This is a genomic window from Euzebya rosea (assembly GCF_003073135.1).
Taxonomy (GTDB): domain Bacteria; phylum Actinomycetota; class Nitriliruptoria; order Euzebyales; family Euzebyaceae; genus Euzebya; species Euzebya rosea.
Genome location: NZ_PGDQ01000001.1, coordinates 277,297 through 296,947, shown reverse-complemented (window position 1 = coordinate 296,947; position 19,651 = coordinate 277,297). Strand labels below are relative to the sequence as shown.

Sequence of the window (19,651 nt, the reverse complement as noted above, 5' to 3'; positions counted from 1 at the left end):
GGTATCATCTGGGCATGGCCATGACCCTCAGGACCGATGCCGCACTCGAGCACGCCCTGGACGTGCTGGCCGAGACCGAGGGGCTGTCTCGACAGGAGGTCATCCGTCGGGCAGTGCTCGAGCGCTACGAGCGGGCTGGGCATGCGACGGCCGTCGAGGCCAGCGCGGACCGGATGATCGAACGCTGGGGCGACGTGCTCGACCGACTCGGCACTGTCTGAGGGTGGGACAACCAACCGTCCACCTCGACCTCGACGACGTCCTGCACCTGGTCCGCAGGCTCGGCATCGGCCCGGTGCGGGACGTCGGGCTCATCGACGCCGCGACCAGCCGGCCGCGTTCGTCGGCCTTCGGGACCGATGCGTACCCCACGCTCGGGCTGAAGGCCGCAGCACTGCTGGAGTCTCTCGTCGGCAACCACGCACTCGTCGACGGCAACAAGCGGATCGCGTGGCTGGCGACCGTCGTGTTCCTCGACCTCAACGGCATCGAGGTGTCTCTGGAGGACGACGACGCCTTCGAGCTGGTGATGGACGCCGCACAGCGACGGGTGTCGTTGCAGGAGATCGCCGACCGGCTCGTCCCCGCGCAACGCCCGGACAGCCCGCCGTCCCCACGAAGTCCCTGACGTCACCCGGTGGCGATCGTTTCACGCAGGGTCCCGGCCAGGGCAGACATGTCGGCGAACTCCCGACCGGCCGTCTGCCCGTAGGCCATCACTCCGCGGATCAGCAGGCGGGTGACGATCTCCTCGTCGGTCCAGACCTCGCAGCTGCCCTCCACCTGGCTGAACAGCGGGCGCAGCAAGTCGAGGGCCTCGTCGGACACGGTGAGCTGGGCAGGCACGGGAACCCCTTCGTCGCTGGTACAGTTGGACCTCGTTGACCCCCGACGTTACTTCCGTCACCCAAACCCAGGCGTGTGACAAACGGTGCGGTCCGGTCCACGGCGACGTCCGTGGAAGAGTCCATGCGGGGCGACGTCTCGACCTCGCGGCAACCGAGAGTTTCGAGAAACGAGCAAACGCGTGAGCAACGCCACAGAGAAGACCTTCGCCGATTTCGGCGTCGACGCCACCATCTGCGAGAGCCTCGCAGAGGTCGGCATCATCCACCCCTTCCCGATCCAGGAGCTGACGCTCCCCCTCGCCCTCACCGGCGCCGACATCATCGGCCAGGCACGGACGGGAACCGGCAAGACCCTCGGCTTCGGCCTGCCGCTGCTGCAGCGGGTCGACACCGACAAGGGCCTGCAGGCCCTCATCATCGTCCCCACCCGTGAGCTGTGCCTCCAGGTGTCGGAGGACCTCGTCCAGGCCGGCAAGGGCCGCGGCGTCAAGGTTGTCGCCGTCTATGGCGGCAAGGCCATGCAGCCCCAGATCGACGCGATCGAGGGCGGCGCGCACGTCGTCGTCGGAACCCCCGGTCGCCTGCTGGACCTGTCCCGTCGTGGTCACCTCGACCTGTCGTCGTGCCGCGGGCTGGTGCTCGACGAGGCCGACGAGATGCTCGACCTCGGCTTCCTGCCCGACGTCGAGGCCCTGATCGAGCAGTGCGCCGACAAGCGTCAGACCCTGCTGTTCTCCGCCACGATGCCCTCGGCGATCGTCGGGCTGGCCCGCCGGTACATGACCAAGCCGACGTTCATGCGCGCGGAGGTCGAGGAGGTGCACGTCGCCCCCAAGACCAAGCAGTACTTCTTCTCCTGCCACCGCATGGACAAGCCGGCCGTCGTGGCCCGGATCCTGCAGACCCCCGACCGTGGCCTGTGCGTGATCTTCTGCCGCACCAAGCGGATGGCCGACCAGCTGGCCGAGGACCTGCGTGACCGTGACGTGGCCGCCCAGGCGATCCACTCCGACCTGCGCCAGGAGGCCCGCGAGCGGGCGCTGGAGAAGTTCCGCCAGGGCAAGACCACCGTGCTGTGCGCCACCGAGGTGGCCGCACGTGGCCTCGACATCGACGACGTGACCCACGTCATCAACTACGACTGCCCCGACGACGAGAAGATGTACCTGCACCGCATCGGCCGGACCGGCCGCGCGGGCGCCGACGGCGTGGCCATCACCTTCGCCGTCTGGAACGAGCTGCCCCGCCTGGAGATGATCCGCCGGGAGCTCGACATCGAGGACGAGATCCACGAGGTCTTCTCCACCTCGCCGCTGCTGGACGAGCTGTTCGACCTGCCGCCCCGCGAGGAGAAGAAGAAGGTGCCCTCGCCACCCAAGGCACGGACCGGCAAGCAGTCCCGGTCGCGTCGTCGTGGTGAGGAGTCCCGCGACTCGCGCGACGGCGACAGGGCCGAGAAGTCCGGGCGGGCGGAGAAGTCCGGGAAGTCCGACCGGGACCGGGGCGACCGGGCCGAGAAGTCCAGCCGCGGCGCGCGCAGCCGCTCCGACGAGGGCAGCAGCACCAGCACCGACCGCGACCGGTCGAGCAGCAGCCGAACGGACGACAGCAGCGACGGGGAGGCGCAGACCCGCAGCCGGACACGCACCCGCACCCGCCGTCGCGTGACCAGTGACAGCGACGATGCCGGCACGACCCGTTCGTCGGACCGAGCCGCTCGTTCCAGCGACGACGGTGACGAGGACAGCGGCGCGACCCGGACCCGCAGCCGGTCCCGCAGCGGCAGCTCCGACAGCTCCCGCGGCCGCGACGGCAACGGCCGCTCCGGCGACGACCGCTCCGGCGATGACAGGCGCCGCAATCGTCGGGACCGCGACGACGCCGACACGGACCGTTCCACGAAGGGCAGGTCCGACACGGGCACGTCCGAGACGGACACGTCCGACTCGGGTTCCGGCAAGGATCGGTCCGAGAAGGGCCGCTCCGACAACGGCCGGTCCGAGAAGGGCCGGTCCGAGAGGGACCAGTCCGGCCGCGGTCGGTCCGAGAAGTCCCGTTCCGACCGGGACCAGCGCGACCGGGACCGCCGCGATCGCAGCGGCTCGGGGTCGAACCGTGGGGACGGCGGCCGGTCGTCCAGCAGGAAGTCCGGCGGCCGTGGCGGCTCCTCCCGCAGCGGCGGGCGGGACGGCGACAACGACTCCCGCGGTGGCGGCAACCGCAACCGCCGGGGCAAGGGCAACAGCAACCGGACCCGTGAGAACGACGGCTCGCGGGCCCGCAACCGGCGCAGCGACATCGACGCCGACACCGCCCGTGGGGACGGCCAGCCGCGCCTGAAGCGTCGGATGGACGTCGTCCACCTGCCGTAGCGGCAGCCACAGCACCTGACGATCGGGTCGGCCACGGGCCGGCCCGATCCTCGTTTTCCGACCGGTCGGGTCAGCCCGCCGGCAGCGCGGCGGGATCGCCGACGAGCGCCTCGAGCTGCGGGTGCAGCGACGGGCCCGCGGCCACGACGCCGCTGTGCCCGGGCATGGTGGTCAACGACGTGACGATCGCGCCTGCCTCCTGGGCGATCAGCGCACCGGCGGCCCAGTCCCACCGCTGGGTGGAGTCCTCGAAGTAGGCGTCGACCTCCCCGGCCGCCACGCGGCACAGGTCGAGCGCAGCGGATCCGACGCGGCGCACGTCACGCACGTGGCCGAGGACATGGCTGACCAGCGCGGCCTGCCGGCGGCGGTGGTCGCGGTCGTAGGAGAAGCCGGTGGAGACCAACGCCATCGGCAGCTCCACTGGGTCGTTGACGTGCAGCGGCCGTCCGTTGGCCGTGGCCCCTCCCCCGCGGTGGGCCGAGTGCATGATCCCCGTGGTCGGCTCGAAGACGGCGGCGGCGATCCCCGTCCAGGAGCCGTCGGCGGCCTGCTCCTCGACGGCCACGCTGACGCCCCAGCCGATGTGGCCGTAGAGGTAGTTGACGGTGCCGTCGAGCGGATCGACGACCCAGCGGAGGCCCGTGGTCCCGGTCCGGTCCGCCCCCTCCTCCCCGAGGATGCCGTCGTCGGGACGGGCGGCCTCGATGGCGTGGACCAGCGCCTGCTCGCTCTCCTGGTCGGCCATGGAAACGGGGTCGGTCGCGCTGGTCTTGGTGGCCACCGACAGGTCGGCACCCGAGCGAAGGCGTCGCTGGTGGTACAGCAGGACGTCGCCGGCGACATGGGCGACCGAGGCCGCGAGCTCGGCGAGCTGCGCCGGTGTCATCGTGGCAGGCCCACCGAGGGCTTCACCCAGGTGCGGCGTTCGCCGCAGGGACACGTCGCGAACACCGGGTGGGACCTCGTCGGCAGCACGACGGCGAGGGGGAACGCCCGCTTGACGGCGGTGCCCAGCGGCATCGGGCAGGTCACGCCGCAGTGGCTGCACTCGACCTGCAGCAGGCTCTTGCCGGTGGGGACCGACCGGCCCGGCGGCGGGCCCGGCGCGGTCGGATCGTGGGGCGCGCCGGCGTCGTCGGCACGCTGCCCGTCCCCTGCGGGCGGCGCCACGGGAGGCGTCTGCGACACGGGAGGTGTCCCGGGCACGTCCGCGCCCACGTCGGGCCGGCGTCGTCGTACCCCCTCGCCCGCGGTCGGCGAGGTCGGCTGGGGCGGCGTGGTCGGTTCGGTGGACCGGGTCGGCTGCCCATCGGCGCGATCGGGGCCTCCCTCGCCCATGGACGACGCAGGCCCCGATCGTGCCGGTTGTCGCGTGGGCTGGGGCGACGCGCTGAAGAGGGCGGCGCGGCCCTTGACATCGGCGGCGTCGGAGTCGGGCTTGCGCGCCTCGTCGCGGTCCTGCAGGCGCTGCTCCGGCGGTTTGATGCGGTCGAAGCCGGCCATCAGCGATGTCCTTCGGCAGCGGCGAGGTCCTCGGGGTGGACCGTCAGGCCGTGCAGGTCGGCGGCGATCACCCGGTAGGCGGCCGCGCCCGGCACCTTCGGGGCGTGCGACAGGATGGTGCGGCCCATGTTGGGCGCCTCGGCGAAGCGGACGGACTTGCGGACCGGCACGCCGAGCACCTTCAGCCCGTAGCGGCTCTGGACGTCCTCCAGCACCTCGCGGCTGTGGCGGGTCCGGGTGTCGAACATCGTGGCGACCAGCCCGGCCACCTCCAGCTGGGGGTTGGTCAGCTTCTGCACGTCGGCGATCGTCTCCAGCAGCTGCGAGACCCCCCGGTGCGACAGCGTCTCGCACTGCACCGGGATGACCACCTTGTCCGCGGCGGTGAGCCCGTTGAGGGTCAGGACCCCAAGCGACGGCGGACAGTCGAGGAAGATCGCGTCGTAGGACCCACGCAGGTCGATCAGCTCGGCCCGCAGCACGTACTCACGGCCGGTGCGGGACAGCAGGGCGACCTCGGCGCCGGCCAGGTCCAGGTTGGCGGGGGCCAGGTCGCACTCGTCGTGGGTGAGGACCGTCTCGGCCAGCGTGCCCCTCCCGGTGACGACCTCGTGGATCGTCGGGGACAGCTCGTCGGGGTCGAACCCCAGCGAGAAGGTCAAGCAGGCCTGCGGGTCCAGGTCGACGGTCAGGACGTTGAGGCCCCGGGCGGCCAACGCGGCGGCCAACGAGGCGGTGGTCGTGGTCTTCGCCACGCCGCCCTTCTGGTTTGCCACCGCGTACACGACTGCGCTCATCGGCCCGCAGACTACAGCCGCTGGCCGGTCCTCCCCCAGCGCGAGGCCTCAAGCGGGACGGGGACCGGCCGATCTGGAGTGCGCAGGACCTCACCGGCACGGACGCCGCCATTCCTCGTACCCCCTTCGGGAGACCAGTTCCCATGGCCAAGTCGTCACGTCGCCGCGCCCCTCGCACCCCGGGCAGACCGCTGCTGTCCGCCTGCATGATCGTCAAGGACGAGGAGGCCGTCATCGAACGGTGCCTCGCCGCGCTCGAGCCGCTCGTCGACGAGGTCGTCGTGCACGACACCGGCTCGTCGGACCGGACCGTGGAGATCTGCGAGTCCATGGGCGCCCGGGTCATCCGTGGTGAGTGGCGCGACGACTTCGCGTGGGCTCGCAACGTCGCCATCGAGGCGGCGCGCGGTGAGTGGGTCCTGATCGTCGACGCCGACGAGGTGCTGGTCCCGACCAACTTCGCCGGCCTGCGCCGTGTGCTGCGCGAGGGTGACCTCGACGGCTACCGCGCCCAGGTCAACAACGCCCAGGACGTCACCGGCCGCACCTCCGTCGTCCACACCTCCGTCCGCCTGTTCCGCCAGTCGTTGTTCCGCTACTCGGGCCGCATCCACGAGCAGGTCGTCTCCATCGCCCCCCACCAGGTGCGCGTCGACGCCGGCGAGGTGCTCGAGCTCGACCACTGGGGCTACCTCCCCGAGGTCATGGCCGCCAAGGACAAGGCCAACCGCAACATCCACCTGGCCGAGGTGTCCCACCAGGAGGAGGGCACGGAGAAGTCGATCCTGGAGACCGCCCGCGCGCTGAGCCTGGGCAACCAGCACGAGCGCACCCTCGAACGGCTGGTCCTGATCCGCAACGCCGAGGACGAGGGTGTGCGCCACAGCGCCCTGCAGCTGGGCGTGCAGATCCACTCGCGGCTGGGCCACCTCGACGAGGCGCTGGAGTGGCTGGACGACCTGCTGGCCATCGGCCGGCCGAGCGCGCTGACCACCTACCTGCACGGGTACGTGCTGATGATGGACCAGCGGTGGGAGGACGCGATCGCCGTCCTCGACACCGAGCACGACGTTGCCGCGTCCATGGCCCACGGGGTCAGCCACTCCACCGACGGGGCCCGTGCCCTGATCGCCCGGTGCCTCGTGGCGCTGGGTCGGGAGGAGGAGGGGCTGGACGTCTACCTCGACGTCGCCACCGAGGGTCCGCTCGACATGTGGCCCGAGCTGCTGCGGGTGCTGTACCTGCGCGGCGAGATGGACCGTGCCGTCCCGGCGTTCCTGGGCCGTGACATCGAGGCCAGCGGACACCGGCTCCGGGCTGCCCTGGCCATGCTCGTGTCGTGCCCAGTCGAGGTCGGCGATGCGTTCGCCGAGGCCCTGTACGCCGCCAACCCCGGTGATCGCCACGCGCTGGCGTTCATCTCGATGGTCGGCCACCGGCTGCCGCTGGACCGGGCGGTCGTCTGGTCGGCCCGTGCCCGTGAGGTGCAGCTGGACCAGAGCTGCCCGCTGCTGCGCCAGGCCGACGAGCTGACGATCCCCGCCCCGCAACGCGTCGCCGCGTCGGCGGCGGCCATGCAGGCCTTCGGGGATCCCCGTGCGGTCGACACGCTGGGCCGAGCCGCACGTGACCTGGACGACGACGAGGTGCTCGAGGCGCTGTACACCGTCGGCGAGGTCGCGCCGTCGGCCCTGGAGACCTTCGTGTTCGGCGTCGTGACCTCGCAGGCCCGGGCGCTGGTCCTGGCCCGCGCGCTGGCCACGTTGCACGCCGAGGAACAGGCCGCTGCCGTGCTGCGCATGGGCCTGGAGGACCTGGACGCCGACGACGCCACCACCGAGCTGCAGGACATGCTCGGACAGCTGGAGTCCGCCGGCGTCTGACCCACGCGGCGTACACCAACTGCGTCCGCGCACGCGGACCCCGGTCGTCCCGACCGTGGGCCCGCGTGTCCGATCCCGATCAGGCCGGGGTCATCGCGTCGTCCCCGAGGGGTCGAGTCCGAGGTACACGTCACGGACCTGCAACTCCTCGAGCACCGAATCGAACAGGTAGACGTCGTCGATGCCGGTCTGCGGCGAGGCGAACGTCTCCCCGACTCCCCGGGCCGTCCCGTTGTCGCTGTCGCCGAAGCAGTCATCGAAGAAGTTGCCCATGACGAACGCGCACCGGTCACCGGTGTTCTCCAGCGTCGGTGGGGTCGTGGGATCACCGTAGAACTCGCTTGCCACCTCCTCACCGTTGAGGAACAGCGTCAGGCGGACCCCGTCGACACCGCCCTCCGTCACGGGTGCGGCAGTCCCTGCGGCGTGCCGCCAGTCGGAGTCGAACAGGTCCTGGGTGGACTGGTACCGCAGCGGGCCGGGCAGGTTCGCGGGGGTGCTCCCGTCCTGGGGCAACGGGCCGATCACCAGGCTCCCGTTGGTGCCTCCCGACAGCCACAGCCCCATGTACCCGGCCTCGCCGGCCAGGAGTCGGACGCCGTTGGTGTCCGGCCGGGACGAGTCGGCGAACCATGCGGCGATGGTGAAGCCGTCGTCGTACCAGTCGACCGTGTCGTCGGGGTTGGGGTCCTCCGGATAGTTCCCGGCGACCACGACGCCGCGGTTGTTCTCGTCACCGGGCCGTCCGGCCGCCCACGCACGCCCGAGGTTGCCGTCACGGTCGGTGATCGGTCCCGCGCCGTTCGACCCGTCGCCATCGGTGCTCTGCTGCGCCGTCGCGTCGTTGGTCCCCTCTTCGTCGGGGAAGGTGAACTCCAGCGTCTGCAGGTTGTCCGGGGCGACGACGTCGAGGGGCCAGTACCCGAGCGGGAAGGCCGCCTCGGCACCTCGCGATCCGTCCAGCGGGAACCCGTCGAGGTCGTCGATCAGGCGGTCCCCGTCGGTGTCGGCGCGGTTGGGGTCGGTCCCCATGGCCACCTCGGTGATGTCGTCCCACCCGTCGCCGTCGACGTTGCCGCTCGTGGGATCGCTGTACGTCTCGTAGGTCTCCTGATCGGGACGCGGTGCCGGGGCGACCGGATTCAGGACGGTGATGGTCAGCGGGGTGTTCACCTCGTCGGCGTCGCCGATGGTGTCGCCATCGGAATCCGGGTTGTCGTCAGAGGTCCCCAGCTCGCGTTCCTCCCGAGTGCGTGCAAGGCCGTCACCGTCGGAGTCCTGGTAGAAGACGAGCCGGGCGGCGTCGCCGGCACGCAGGTTGACCTGGTCGAGGCCGAACGGCAGCGTGTTGCCGATCGATGGCGAACCCACGTCGGTGATCCAGTACCAGCTGGTCGCCGGGTCCCGCGTGAAGTCGACGTCGGTGTTCCCGATTCGCTGGTCCAGGCTCGTGAGCACCTGAAGAGGATCGGTGTTGCCGTTGATGTTGGTCGGTCGCGCATCGGCCTGGAGGTCACGAGCCAGCACGACCCGGATCGCCTCGCACAGCGGCGTGCCGGCAGGCGTCCCGTCGTCGTTGCGGACGTAGGTCGTGGACACGAAGTGGTCCTCGATCATGCCCTCCGGCCCGGTGTCGATCGTGACCGCCGCGGTGTTCTGGCGAACCCGCTGCTGGTACTGGGAGAAGTCGGCCTCGTCGGTTCGGACATCGCCCTTGCCGATCTCCGACAGCGTGAACGTGCTGACCGCGAACTCGAGGCCGGTCAGGTCACGAGCCAGGTCCAGCGCCCCACGCGCGGAGATGTCCTCCACCGTCAGGATCTGTGGTGTGCCGGGCGCGTCCTCGTTGAGGACCAGCCCCGGTTCGGCCGAGGCGGCTCCGATGATCTGGCGCGTCCCGTCACGTCGGAGCTGCGTCACGTTGATCGTGATGTCGTCCATGCGGAAGTCCACGTGTCCCGCGTTGGCGATCAACACCTCGAACGACAACGACCCGGAGTCGACGTTCTCCGTCGTGGCCGTCGACTGCTCGACGGCTTGGGACTGTGCTTCACGGTACTCGTCGGTCGTGATCGTCCCGGTCGTGTTGGTCGTCGAGTTGGTGTAGCTGTAGCTGGCTCCCACGCTCAGCCCGTCCGAGTCGATGCCTGCCTCCCCGCCGGCGGTGTGGCTCTCGGTCGTCTCCGTCGTGTCGATGTTCTGGGTGGTGTCGGTGCGCTCGGTCGCCTCGACGGTGGTGATGGCCAACGAGTCGGTCTGGGACAGGGAGCCCTGCAGCACGAGCGTGAGGGCACCGTTCAGCTGGATGTCGATCTGCGGGACGTCGGCGATCAGCGGATTGAACCGCGCGGCGTCCTGCACCGGGTCGAAGGCGAACGTGCCGGTCTCCTCCCCTGTGGTGAACCCGTCACCGTCGGGATCCCCATCGGGATCCAGATCGTTGATCACCTCCGATAGGGTCGTCTGCGGTGGGGCCGTGCAGTCGGTCACCGAGCGGGCGTCACCGGTGCAGCTCGAGTCCGTGGGCAGGATCGACTCGAGCTGGGTCACGGCCTGATCGGTGATGGCGCCGGGACCGCCGAGGAGGACCAGCCTGTCGAGGTCGCAGTAGTCGACCGCAAGGCGGTCAGCGATCTCTGGTGCCGCACCGAGGTCGTCGCCGGGGACGAGGAGGAACGACGCCCCTGCGGCCACGACTGCGGGACCTGCGGCGAGGGCATCGGGGAAGTTGACTCCCGTCGCGAGCCACCGGCTCGCGGAGCTCATGCCGGCACCGACCGCCTCGTCGAAGACCTGCGCCGAGGTGTCCCAGCGGCTGACACCGGCGATGCGGCGGATGGAGCCGGCAAGGGCGCCGAGCTCGCCGAACACCGCGTTGTCGACGGCCGCCGTCCCCCCGATCACCACGATCTCGGAGGGGGCGATCGTCGTGAGGAGGTCAGCGGTCTCCTGTGGCAACGACTCGGCGTTGGCGAGGACGATCGGGTTGCCGAGGAACGCCGCGTACGGGGCAACGGAAAGGGCGTCGGGGAAGTTGCCACCGTTGGCGACGAAGACGCGGGAGGTGTCGGAAGCCTCCGTTGCGGCGCGAGCGGCCGTGTCGAAGCGGCTTGTCCCGGCGATGCGACGGACGGTGACGCCCAGATCGCTGATCGCCGTCGCAGCCGCCTCCGACACCGCGCCGGTCCCACCCAGGACGACGGCCTCGGTCGCACCGAGGCGGGTGATCTCGTCAAGCACCTCCGCCGGTGTGGACGTGGAGTCAACCAGCAGGATCGGGGCGTCGTTCTCCGCCGCGACGACCGCTCCGACGAGCGCATCCGCGAACTGGTCTGCCCTGCTGATGACGACGGTGTCGGCCGAGGGGAAGGTTTCGGCCGACACGGCGATCGCGGTCGCGATGCGCGATGCCCCGCTGACGCGCTCGACGGTGACCCTGCCCACCGTCCCCTCCACGACGGCGGCGACTGGGCTGGGCAACAACACCGCCATCAACCCCAGCAGCGCCACGAGGACGAACGGACGGCGGCATACAGACATGGCAAGGCCCTTCCCTCAGACGTGACCCCCGTGCGGCCGAGGGGGTCCAAAGACCCTATAGCAGTGAAATGAGTTCACGTCGGGCGTACCGAAAGAAAGGTCGCTTCCCCGTCTCAGGTCAGGAGCGCGGCTTCCTTGTCGGCCGGGAGGCCGACCGACGGCCTGTCCGACCGCTGGGCCGCTGGGCCGTCAAGGGCGTCCAGCCACGCCCAGGTGTCGGCCACGGTGTCCTCGACCGGTCGGCAGACGAGGCCTGCGTCCAGCGCCTTCGTGACGTCGGAGCGGTGCATGGCGTCGTGGGCCTCGCCGGGCGGCAGCCAGATCGGTAGCTCGGTCCACGGCGCGACGTCAGCCGCCAGCACCACCTCGGGGTCGAGCCAGCGCAGCTCTGCGTCCGATCCGGTCACGGCCACGCAGGCGTTCAGCAGCTGCCCCATCGTGGCGTGGCCGGACGGGCTGACCAGGTCGTGTGGACCGGACAGGCCGCCTGCTGCCGCGTCGAGGGTCCACCGGGCGAGGTCCCGGGCGTCGATCAGCTGCAGCCCCAGGTCCGAGGGTCCCGGCGCAACGACGGGGCCACCTCGGGCGATGCGTTCCAGCCACCAGGGGAGCCGCCCGACGTTCTCCCACGGCCCGAGGATCAACCCGGCCCTGACCAGCAGGGATCGGTCGCCGAAGGCCCCTTCGACGGCGATCTCGGCGGCCCGCTTCGCCCGGGGGTAGGGCGGATCGGCTTCCTCGGCGTCGACGTCGACCAGCGGCGCGGACTCGTCGGCCCCGGCAGGCGGTGCCCATGCGTAGACCGAACGGCTCGAGACGAAGGCGTAGCGCCCTGCCCTGTCCGACAGCGCGGTCGCCGCGCGGCTGACCGCCGACGGGACGGAGGACCACGTGTCGACCACGACGTCCCACTCGTCGTCCCCCAACGACGCGAGCCCCTCGACCTCCAGCCGATCGCCGCGACGAGCGTCCACACCGGGCACGTCATCGGCGCGCCCGCGGTTCAGCGTCGTCACCGACCAGCCGCGCCGGAGCGCATCCTCCACAACTGCACGCCCGACGAAGGACGTCCCACCCAGGACCAGGATCTGCATGCACGCCAGCATGCCGTCGTCGGATGGACGACGGCGAGGAATCACCTCACTGACCGGCGGGTCAGCTGCGGATCAGCGGGGTCTTCGTCGACAGGCCCGGCTGGTGCAGGATCGCCTGGACGGCCCGGTTGTTGCTCGTGTTGATCACGATCGGCCCGAGCAGGTTCGCGGTCGTCTCCTCGATCGACTCGCCGATCGTCAGGACGACCAGCACCATCGCCTCCTCGGGACCGGTCAGCCCGAGGGAACCGGCGGTGGCGTCGTCCAGCTCGGGTTCGTAGTCGGGGAAGAAGACGAACGGCGAGACGACGACGAACTCCAGCCCCTCCATCTCGACGTTGCGCATGACGGAGAAGGGGCTCGACGGGTCGTCACCCCACACCTCCATCCCCCAGGTACGGGCGTCGGGAAATCCGGGCACGGCAGAGACGAACTCGACGAACGCGGTGTCGGTCTCGGGCTCGGTCATCACCGGTGTGGCCATTCCTGTCATCGTGGGTTCTCCGATGTCGGGCAGACGTTAGCGCAGGAAGTCCAGCAGGGAGGGCTGGATGACCCGCGAGGTGGCGTTGAGGGCCGCCTGGTAGGCGACCTCCTGGAGCTGGAGCTCCATGATGGTTTCGGGAAGGTCGACGTCCTCCGCCTCGCTCAGGCGGGTCTTGAGGTTGATCTCGTCGCTGGTCGCTCGTTCACGCATGTTCTCGATCCGGTTCGTGCGGGCACCGATGTCCCCGAGCGCAGTCAGGATCGTGTCGACGCGTGTGTCCAGGTTGTCGAGGTTGTTGGCGACCACGTTCTCGGGGTTGTGCCGCAGGTCATCGGCGATCTGGGTGAGGACGTCGAAGACCGAGCCGGCACCGCTGCCGAACACCTCGACCCCGCTGACGTTCACCGCGATCTGCTGGCCGTCGGCAAGGGTGCGCTGCACCTGTCCGGTGTCGCCCCGGTAGGTCCCGGTCGCGTCGAAGGCCGCCGGCACGTCGGCGTTGCCGGCGAACAGCAACCGTCCGGCGTAGCGGGAGTTGGCGATCTCCGTCAGGCCCGCCCGGATGGCCTCGACCTCCTGCGCCATGTTCTCGCGGGAGACGGGGTCCAGCGTGGAGTTGCCGCCCTGCACGGTCAGGTCGCGAACCCGACGCATCAGGTTGCTGCTGCCCTGCAGCGCCGCGTCGGCGGTGTTCAGCCACCCGACGGCGTTGTCGGCGTTGCGCAGGTGCTGCTCGCGACGGGCCAGCGACGACCGGGTCTGCATGGCCGTGACCAGGCCGGTCGGGGAGTCCGACGGCCGGTTCAGCTGCCGACCGGTGGACAGCTGCTCCTGCAGCCGCTGGGTGCGGCCGAGGCTCTTCTGCAGGTTGGCGAGGGAGGACCTGGCCACCATGCCCTGGGTGATGCGCGTCATGGACTACCTCCCCACCGATCCGGTGCCGTTGATGAGTCGGTCGATCATCTCGTCGATGGCGGTCAGGAACCGTGCCGAGGCGTCATAGGCCTGCTGGAAGGCGACCAGGTTGCTCATCTCCTCGTCGATCGACACGCCGCTGACGGCTTCCCGCTGGGCGTCGAACTGGGTGGTCAGGGACTCCTGGAGGACCAGGCGCTGGTTGGCGGTCTGCGCGGCCACGCCGAGCTCGGCGATCACCGCCCGGTAGGCGTCGTCCGGACCACCACCGAGGCCGGCGAGCTCCGCCATCCGCACGGCGTTGGTGCCGTCGAAGGCCCCCGCACCCGCGGCGGCCAGGCCGATCGCACGGGGTCGGCCGAGCACCGCGGCGTCGAGGGTGAAGTCGCGTGCACCCGTCGCGGCGAAGAAGTTGCCGGCGGCGTTGCCGTCGAGGTCCTGTCCCTGCCGATGCTGGCTGTTGACCACGTCGGCGAGCTGGACGGCGAGGGCGTCGATCCGCGCCTGGTGCTCGGGGATCAGCACGTTTGTGGACTGCAGCAGCCCCTCGATCCGTCCGCCGGTCGGCCGCAGGGGCACCGGGGAGTTGGCGATCCGCAGCACGACCCCACCGGCGTTGGTCGTGTCCAGCGACACCTCGTTGACACGGCCGGCGGCCACGACGGCCGCACCGCCGATCGACACCGAGAGCAAGCCGTTGTTGTCGGTGCGTGCACTCACGCCGACGTGCTCGGAGAGGGTCCGGACCAGCTGGTCGCGCTGGTCGAGCAGGTCGTTCGGCACCGTTCCGGCGTCGGTGGCCGCGCTGATGGCGATGTTGAGGTCCGCGAGCTGGTGGGCGATGCCGTTGATGTCGGTCACGGTGGCCTCGGCGCGCTGGATGACGTCGCCCTGCATCTCGTCGAACTCGTGAGACAGGCTCTGGAAGCGCTCGACCACGGCGGCGCCGCGCTGCAGGAGCGCGGCACGGGCGGCCTCGTCCTCGGGGGTGAGGGCGGCGGTGTCCCATGCGGACCAGAACTGCTGCAGCTCCGAGGACAGTCCGAACTCCCCGGGTTCGGCGAACGCCAGCTCGAGGCGTTCGAGGGTCACCTGCCGTTCGTCGGCCAGGCCGAGCGCGGCCCGTTCGGTGTTGACCCGGTTCACCAGGAACTGGTCGACGATGCGGGTCTGGGCAGCGACGTCAACCCCACCGGCCTGGTAGTGGCTGCCGGCATGGAGGGCGATGGAGCTGCCGTCGATGGCGGCGAGGTCGACACGCTGGCGGGAGTACCCGGGCGTGTTGACGTTGGCGATGTTGTGACCGGTCGCCTCGATCGCACGTCGCTGTGCAGCGAGCGCCGAGGACGCGACCGAAAGACCCGAGAAGGTCGAGGGCATCACATCACCTCGTCGAGCAACCGGGTCAGCTGACCCGATCGCGCAACGCTGAGCCCACCCGGTCCGTAGGTTTCGACTCGCTCAGCACCCAGCACGGCCAGCGCTTCCCTGGCGGCCGTGTACCCGCGAGCCAGCAGCTCACGGTTGGTTTCTGCCAGACCCACGATCTCCTGCGTTGCCTGCAGGAAGGCCTGGCGGTGTTCCTCGAAGATGCCGTCCCACGGGGACGGCAGCACGTCCACGAGGGACTTCAACGTGGGGGTCTCCTCGACACCCATCTCCCGGCACAGCGCCGAGACCTCGAACGCACGTGCCAGCTCGACCTGCTTGACCTCGTCGATCAGCATCTCGATCTCGCGCGTGGCATGGCTCAACCACCGCGTTCGGCCGGTTGCCAGCAGGCTCTGCTCGACCTCGAGCTTGAACTGCAGCAGCTCAAGCAGCTGGCGTTCACGCCACAGGATGTTCGATACATCGCTGTATGCCACGGGGGGGCTCCTCGAAGGTCGGTCAGGGTGTCTCGCCCTCCTGATCGGCTGCCCCGCGACCCACCTGAGCGTTCCGGACCACCTTCGCCGGAGTCAGGTGAGCAGGCCCCGCTCGACGGCCGCAACCACGGCCTCGCGGCGGCTCGTGACCCCGAGCTTGCCGTAGATGTTGGACAGGTGGGTCTTCACCGTGGCGGCCGACACGTGCATCGTCTCGGCGATCTCGCGGTTGGAGAGGTGGCGGCCCAGCTCGGCCAGGACCTCCAGCTCCTTGCGGGTCAGCAGGCCGTTGTCCCGCTCCTCTTCCTCCGGCGCCGGTTCGTGCAGCTCGAGGCCCGCCGAGGCCAGGACCGACAGGGGGCTCCCCGCCAGGACACGCTGGCCGGCGAGCAGCCGTTCGCAGGCCGCCCGCAGGTCGTCGAGGCCGACGGAGCGGTCGATGACGCCCTCCACTCCCATGGCGAGCAGCGTCCGGAGCTGTCCCACGTCGACGCGCTCGAGGAGCACCAGCACGCGCGGCTGGCTGTCCGGCTCGGGGCCGGGAAGGGATCGCAGCCGCGTGACCGCTTCCTCCAGGGGTTCCTTGCTGGCGCCGATGACCGCCAGGTCCAGCCGGTCACCGATGGCCTGGGCAGCGACCTTCGCCGAGGGCGAGTCCGAGGCGACACGCATGGCGGTGTCGCTGAGCAGCTGCCGCACCCCTGCGCGGAGGAGGGGCCACCCGTCCACCACGACGGCCACCCCGGCGAACGGCTTGGTGGGCTCCAGCCGGTTGGCGCGCCGGTCGGTCTGCCGCCGGTCGTTGGGCACAGGAACCTGGCGGCGACGGCGATCCTGCCGGCGCCGCTCGACGGGAAGGTCCTGGAGATCGTCGGGGTCCACCACTGGTTCGCCCAAGTATGCGGCACATCCGTCGACGAGGGGTGGACGCATCACGCGGACTAGTTGCATCGGATGCCATGGGCTGACCCGTTCGTGTCAGTGACGCTACGTATGTGCGCACTCACCCGGTGCAGTACTTCATCCGCGCGGCGGATGGCTCACCCCCCGGATCGGCCACATCGTGATGCCCATGGCCCACCGCACCACCTCCCCCGCCGCAACCACCGAGGACGAGATCGTCCGTGCGCACCTGCCGCTGGTCCACTACGGCGTGGCGGAGCTGGCTGGCCGTATCCCCCGTCACGTGTCCCGCGAGGACCTGGCCTCGGCGGCCATGTTCGGGTTGGCGCAGGCGGCCCGGTCCTACGACGAGTCCAAGGGCATCGCGTTCGACAAGTACGCCATGATCCGGATCCGTGGCGCCCTGCTCGACGAGCTGCGCAGCCGCGACTGGGCCTCGCGTTCGGTCCGCAGCATGGCGCGCAAGATGGAGTCGGCCAAGGAGACGCTGCAGGTCCGCAACGGTCGCACCCCCACGATGGAGGAGACCGCCGAGGAGATGGGTGTCGAGGTGGAGCGCGTCCAGCGCATCGTCGACGACGTCCACCGCGGGACCGTCCTCAACTACGAGGCGCTCCTCACCGAGGGCAGCATCGCCGACGTCCTGCCCGACGATGCGCCCACCCCGGCCGACGAGATCCTCTCTCGCGAGCGTCGTGCCTTCCTCATGGACGCCATCGTCGCCCTGCCCGAGCGGCTGCGGCACGTGGTGGTCGGCTACTTCTTCGAGGAGCGTCCCATGCAGGAGATCGCCGACGAGCTGGGTGTCTCGGAGTCCCGTGTCTCCCAGATGCGCGGTGAGGCGCTCGCCCTGATGGAGAAGGGCATCAACGCCTCGCTGGACCCCGACCTGGTTCCCGCCGAGCCGCGCCCGAACGGTCGCCTGGCCCGCAAGCACGCCGCCTACTACGCCGCCGTCGCGACCGGCTCGACCGCCCGCGCCCGCATCGACGCCGACGCCGCCGACATCAGCGCCCGCCTGCGCCAGCAGTTCGCCGCCAGCGCCTGAGCAGGCCCCGAGCCCGGGACTCCCGAACCCGGCACGATCCACACGCCACGCCCCCACCTCCTCCCTGGGTGGGGGCGTTGTGGTTCTCCCGATCACCCCATCGAGGACCGCGTGCCGCAGAACGGAAAAAGAAATCTGGACGTTCTCCTCAAGCCGGAGGGACGCCGGACGATCGAGGACCTGTCGGCACAACCCGCGGAGAACGGGCGCCGACCGTCGGCGGAGTCCGACGACAACTGCACAGCGCACCACCCCGACGCAACGGGCTGGCGCGCACCACAAGCACCAACGTGCTCAACGGATTGAGCTCGGCTTACCCCATCACCCGCACCAGCAGGTGACCCACCCGCACCCATCGGGTGCACGGATCCACACTCACGGAGGAGAACCGGATCATGCGTATCAACCAGAACATCGCCAGCATGAACGCCAACCGCAACCTGTCGCAGACGAGCAACCGTCTGGGCAAGTCGCTGGAGAAGCTCTCGTCGGGCTTCCGCATCAACCGCGCGGGTGACGACGCCGCCGGCCTCGTCATCAGCGAGAACCTGCGCTCGCAGGTGGGCGGCATGAAGGTCGCCGTCCGCAACGCCCAGGACGGCGTCTCGGTCGTGCAGACCGCAGAAGGCGCCCTCACCGAGGTCCACTCGATGCTGCAGCGCATCCGTGACCTGGCCGTCCAGGCCTCCAACACCGGCGCGAACGGCGGCGAGACCGGCGCATCGGTCGCCGCAGCCCAGGCCGAGGTCAACCAGCTGGTCGCCGCCATCGACCAGGTCGTGGACAACACCGCCTTCAACGGGCAGAACCTGCTGAACGGTGCGTCCACCCTCACCTTCCAGGTCGGCGCCAACGGCAGCGAGACCATCACCGTCGGCCTGTCGGACATGAACGCCGCCGAGCTGGGCGTCACCGCCACCAAGCTGTCGGACCTGTCCGCCGCCGCCTCGTTCTCCTCCAGCGCCACCGCTGCGAGTGACGCGATCGCCGTCGTCGACGCCGCCATCGCCCAGGTGTCGAGCTTCCGCGGGACCCTGGGTGCCACCCAGAACCGCCTCGAGCACACCATCAACAACCTGCAGGTCGCCACCGAGAACCTGTCCGCGTCCGAATCCCGCATCCGCGACGCCGACATGGCGCAGGAGATGACGGAGTTCACCCGCAACCAGATCCTCTCCCAGGCCGGCACGGCCATGCTCAGCCAGGCCAACAGCATCCCCCAGGGTGTCCTGAGCCTGCTGCAGGGCTAGGGGACCGCCGCACAACGCCAATAGCCAGACGGTCGGCGCACGGACGCGCCGGCCCGCACCACGCGCTGCATCCAGCTCAAGGAGGAGTAGGAAATGCGAATCAACCAGAACGTCATGAGCATGAACGCTCATCGCAACCTGTCCAGCACGCAGAACTCGCTGGGCAAGTCCCTCGAGAAGCTCTCGTCGGGCTTCCGCATCAACCGCGCCGGCGACGACGCCGCCGGCCTCGTCATCAGCGAGAACCTGCGCTCGCAGGTCGGCGGCCTCAAGGTCGCCACCCGCAACGCCCAGGACGGCATCAGCGTGATGCAGACCGCGGAAGGGGCCCTCACCGAGGTCCACTCCATGCTGCAGCGCGCTCGCGACCTGGCCGTCCAGGCCTCCAACACCGGCGCCAACGGCGGCCACACCGGATCGTCCGTCGCCGCTGCCCAGGCCGAGCTCGACGAGCTGGTCGGCGCCATCGAGCAGATCGCCGACACCACCAAGTTCAACGGCACCAGCCTGCTGAACAGCACCAACACCCTCACCTTCCAGGTCGGCGCCAACGGCAGCGAAACCGTCGCCGTCACCCTGGCCGACATGCAGACCGCGGCGCTGGGCATCGACACCCTCGTCTCGGGCCAGGCCGGCGACTTCGACTCCAGCGCGGGTGCCGCAAGCGCGGCCATCGCCACCATCGACGCCGCCATCAGCACGGTGTCTGCCTTCCGCGGAACCCTGGGCGCCACCCAGAACCGCCTCGAGCACACCATCAACAACCTCCAGGTCGCCACCGAGAACCTGTCCGCGTCCGAATCCCGCATCCGCGACGCCGACATGGCGCAGGAGATGACCAGCTTCACCCGCAACCAGATCCTGTCCCAGGCAGGAACCGCCATGCTCAGCCAGGCCAACAGCGTCCCCCAGGGCGTCCTCAGCCTGCTGCAGGGCTAGCGGCATCCACCACCACCCAACGTCAGGCGCCGACCACCGCGCCTGACCGCATACACCGACAGTTCTCCCCGCTTGGGCGGGAGGCACGTGCGCAGGTTCTGGGCGCACGGGTCTCCCGCCCTCGTGGATTTTCGGCGTTGTCGCCCCGACCACCGACGGTCAGCTGCCCGGCCCGAAACCGCTCAGGTCCGGCTTCGGCTG

At 70.2% G+C, this 19,651-nt stretch carries 18 protein-coding genes; 7 read left to right on the top strand and 11 right to left on the bottom strand.

What is annotated here, in order from left to right; translation table 11 throughout:
• Positions 1-14: 14 nt before the first annotated feature.
• Together CUC05_RS01245 and CUC05_RS01240 are read left to right on the top strand one after the other, a co-directional pair.
• Positions 15-221, top strand: a complete 207-nt coding sequence (locus CUC05_RS01245; protein ID WP_108664249.1) for a ribbon-helix-helix domain-containing protein — start codon at positions 15-17, stop codon at positions 219-221.
• Between the two features lie 2 nt (positions 222-223).
• Complete coding sequence (locus tag CUC05_RS01240) at positions 224-628, top strand: type II toxin-antitoxin system death-on-curing family toxin (protein ID WP_205712070.1); 405 nt, start codon at positions 224-226, stop codon at positions 626-628.
• 2 nt (positions 629-630) lie between these two features.
• Here the strand turns inward: CUC05_RS01240 and CUC05_RS01235 are convergent, their stop codons facing one another.
• Entirely contained in the window at positions 631-846 is a 216-nt protein-coding gene (locus tag CUC05_RS01235; protein WP_108664248.1) for a hypothetical protein, read from the bottom strand.
• 181 nt (positions 847-1,027) lie between these two features.
• Between CUC05_RS01235 and CUC05_RS01230 the strand changes: the two genes are divergently transcribed.
• Entirely contained in the window at positions 1,028-3,220 is a 2,193-nt protein-coding gene (locus CUC05_RS01230) for a DEAD/DEAH box helicase (protein WP_205712069.1), read from the top strand.
• 70 nt (positions 3,221-3,290) lie between these two features.
• On the opposite strand, the gene CUC05_RS01225 is transcribed toward CUC05_RS01230, so the two are convergent.
• The 3 genes from CUC05_RS01225 to CUC05_RS01215 are packed head-to-tail and all read right to left on the bottom strand — an operon-like array spanning position 3,291 to position 5,523.
• Positions 3,291-4,109: an inositol monophosphatase family protein gene (locus CUC05_RS01225; RefSeq protein WP_108664346.1), complete on the bottom strand. Its 819-nt coding sequence runs from the start codon at positions 4,107-4,109 to the stop codon at positions 3,291-3,293.
• Positions 4,106-4,726: a hypothetical protein gene (locus tag CUC05_RS01220; RefSeq protein WP_108664246.1), complete on the bottom strand. Its 621-nt coding sequence runs from the start codon at positions 4,724-4,726 to the stop codon at positions 4,106-4,108. The genes CUC05_RS01225 and CUC05_RS01220 overlap by 4 nt, the downstream gene beginning before the upstream one ends.
• Positions 4,726-5,523 carry a ParA family protein gene (locus tag CUC05_RS01215; RefSeq protein WP_108664245.1) on the bottom strand — a complete coding sequence of 266 codons (798 nt, stop codon included), beginning with the start codon at positions 5,521-5,523 and terminating at the stop codon, positions 4,726-4,728. The genes CUC05_RS01220 and CUC05_RS01215 overlap by 1 nt, the downstream gene beginning before the upstream one ends.
• A gap of 143 nt (positions 5,524-5,666) precedes the next feature.
• Here CUC05_RS01215 and CUC05_RS01210 point away from each other — a divergent pair, with 143 nt between their 5' ends.
• On the top strand, positions 5,667-7,406 hold the full coding sequence (locus CUC05_RS01210) for a tetratricopeptide repeat-containing glycosyltransferase family 2 protein (protein ID WP_108664244.1): 1,740 nt from the start codon (positions 5,667-5,669) through the stop codon (positions 7,404-7,406).
• A gap of 90 nt (positions 7,407-7,496) precedes the next feature.
• Here the strand turns inward: CUC05_RS01210 and CUC05_RS01205 are convergent, their stop codons facing one another.
• The 7 genes from CUC05_RS01205 to CUC05_RS01175 all read right to left on the bottom strand — a co-directional run bounded on the left by CUC05_RS01205 (position 7,497) and on the right by CUC05_RS01175 (position 16,207).
• A complete protein-coding gene (locus CUC05_RS01205; protein ID WP_108664243.1) occupies positions 7,497-10,946 on the bottom strand; it encodes a cell wall-binding repeat-containing protein in 3,450 nt (1,149 codons plus the stop codon).
• 113 nt (positions 10,947-11,059) lie between these two features.
• On the bottom strand, positions 11,060-12,040 hold the full coding sequence (locus tag CUC05_RS01200; protein WP_108664345.1) for an NAD-dependent epimerase/dehydratase family protein: 981 nt from the start codon (positions 12,038-12,040) through the stop codon (positions 11,060-11,062).
• Positions 12,041-12,101: 61 nt separating this feature from the next.
• Positions 12,102-12,524, bottom strand: a complete 423-nt coding sequence (gene fliW / locus CUC05_RS01195; RefSeq protein ID WP_157965071.1) for a flagellar assembly protein FliW — start codon at positions 12,522-12,524, stop codon at positions 12,102-12,104.
• 36 nt (positions 12,525-12,560) lie between these two features.
• Positions 12,561-13,442, bottom strand: coding sequence for a flagellar hook-associated protein FlgL (gene flgL / locus CUC05_RS01190; RefSeq protein WP_108664241.1), 882 nt, complete (start codon positions 13,440-13,442; stop codon positions 12,561-12,563).
• A 3-nt stretch (positions 13,443-13,445) separates the two neighbouring features.
• On the bottom strand, positions 13,446-14,822 hold the full coding sequence (flgK, locus tag CUC05_RS01185; protein WP_108664240.1) for a flagellar hook-associated protein FlgK: 1,377 nt from the start codon (positions 14,820-14,822) through the stop codon (positions 13,446-13,448).
• The gene (locus CUC05_RS01180) at positions 14,822-15,310 is read right to left on the bottom strand and encodes a flagellar protein FlgN (protein WP_157965070.1); all 489 of its coding nucleotides are present in this window, start codon (positions 15,308-15,310) and stop codon (positions 14,822-14,824) included. Before CUC05_RS01180 ends, flgK begins: the two co-directional genes overlap by 1 nt.
• 93 nt (positions 15,311-15,403) lie before the next feature.
• Positions 15,404-16,207 carry a response regulator transcription factor gene (locus CUC05_RS01175; RefSeq protein WP_157965069.1) on the bottom strand — a complete coding sequence of 268 codons (804 nt, stop codon included), beginning with the start codon at positions 16,205-16,207 and terminating at the stop codon, positions 15,404-15,406.
• A gap of 175 nt (positions 16,208-16,382) precedes the next feature.
• Between CUC05_RS01175 and CUC05_RS01170 the strand changes: the two genes are divergently transcribed.
• From CUC05_RS01170 to CUC05_RS01160, 3 genes are all read left to right on the top strand, one after another.
• A complete protein-coding gene (locus CUC05_RS01170) occupies positions 16,383-17,261 on the top strand; it encodes a sigma-70 family RNA polymerase sigma factor (RefSeq protein WP_205712068.1) in 879 nt (292 codons plus the stop codon).
• A 395-nt stretch (positions 17,262-17,656) separates the two neighbouring features.
• On the top strand, positions 17,657-18,511 hold the full coding sequence (locus CUC05_RS01165) for a flagellin N-terminal helical domain-containing protein (protein WP_108664236.1): 855 nt from the start codon (positions 17,657-17,659) through the stop codon (positions 18,509-18,511).
• Between the two features lie 93 nt (positions 18,512-18,604).
• A complete protein-coding gene (locus tag CUC05_RS01160) occupies positions 18,605-19,450 on the top strand; it encodes a flagellin N-terminal helical domain-containing protein (RefSeq protein ID WP_108664235.1) in 846 nt (281 codons plus the stop codon).
• Positions 19,451-19,651: the final 201 nt, after the last annotated feature.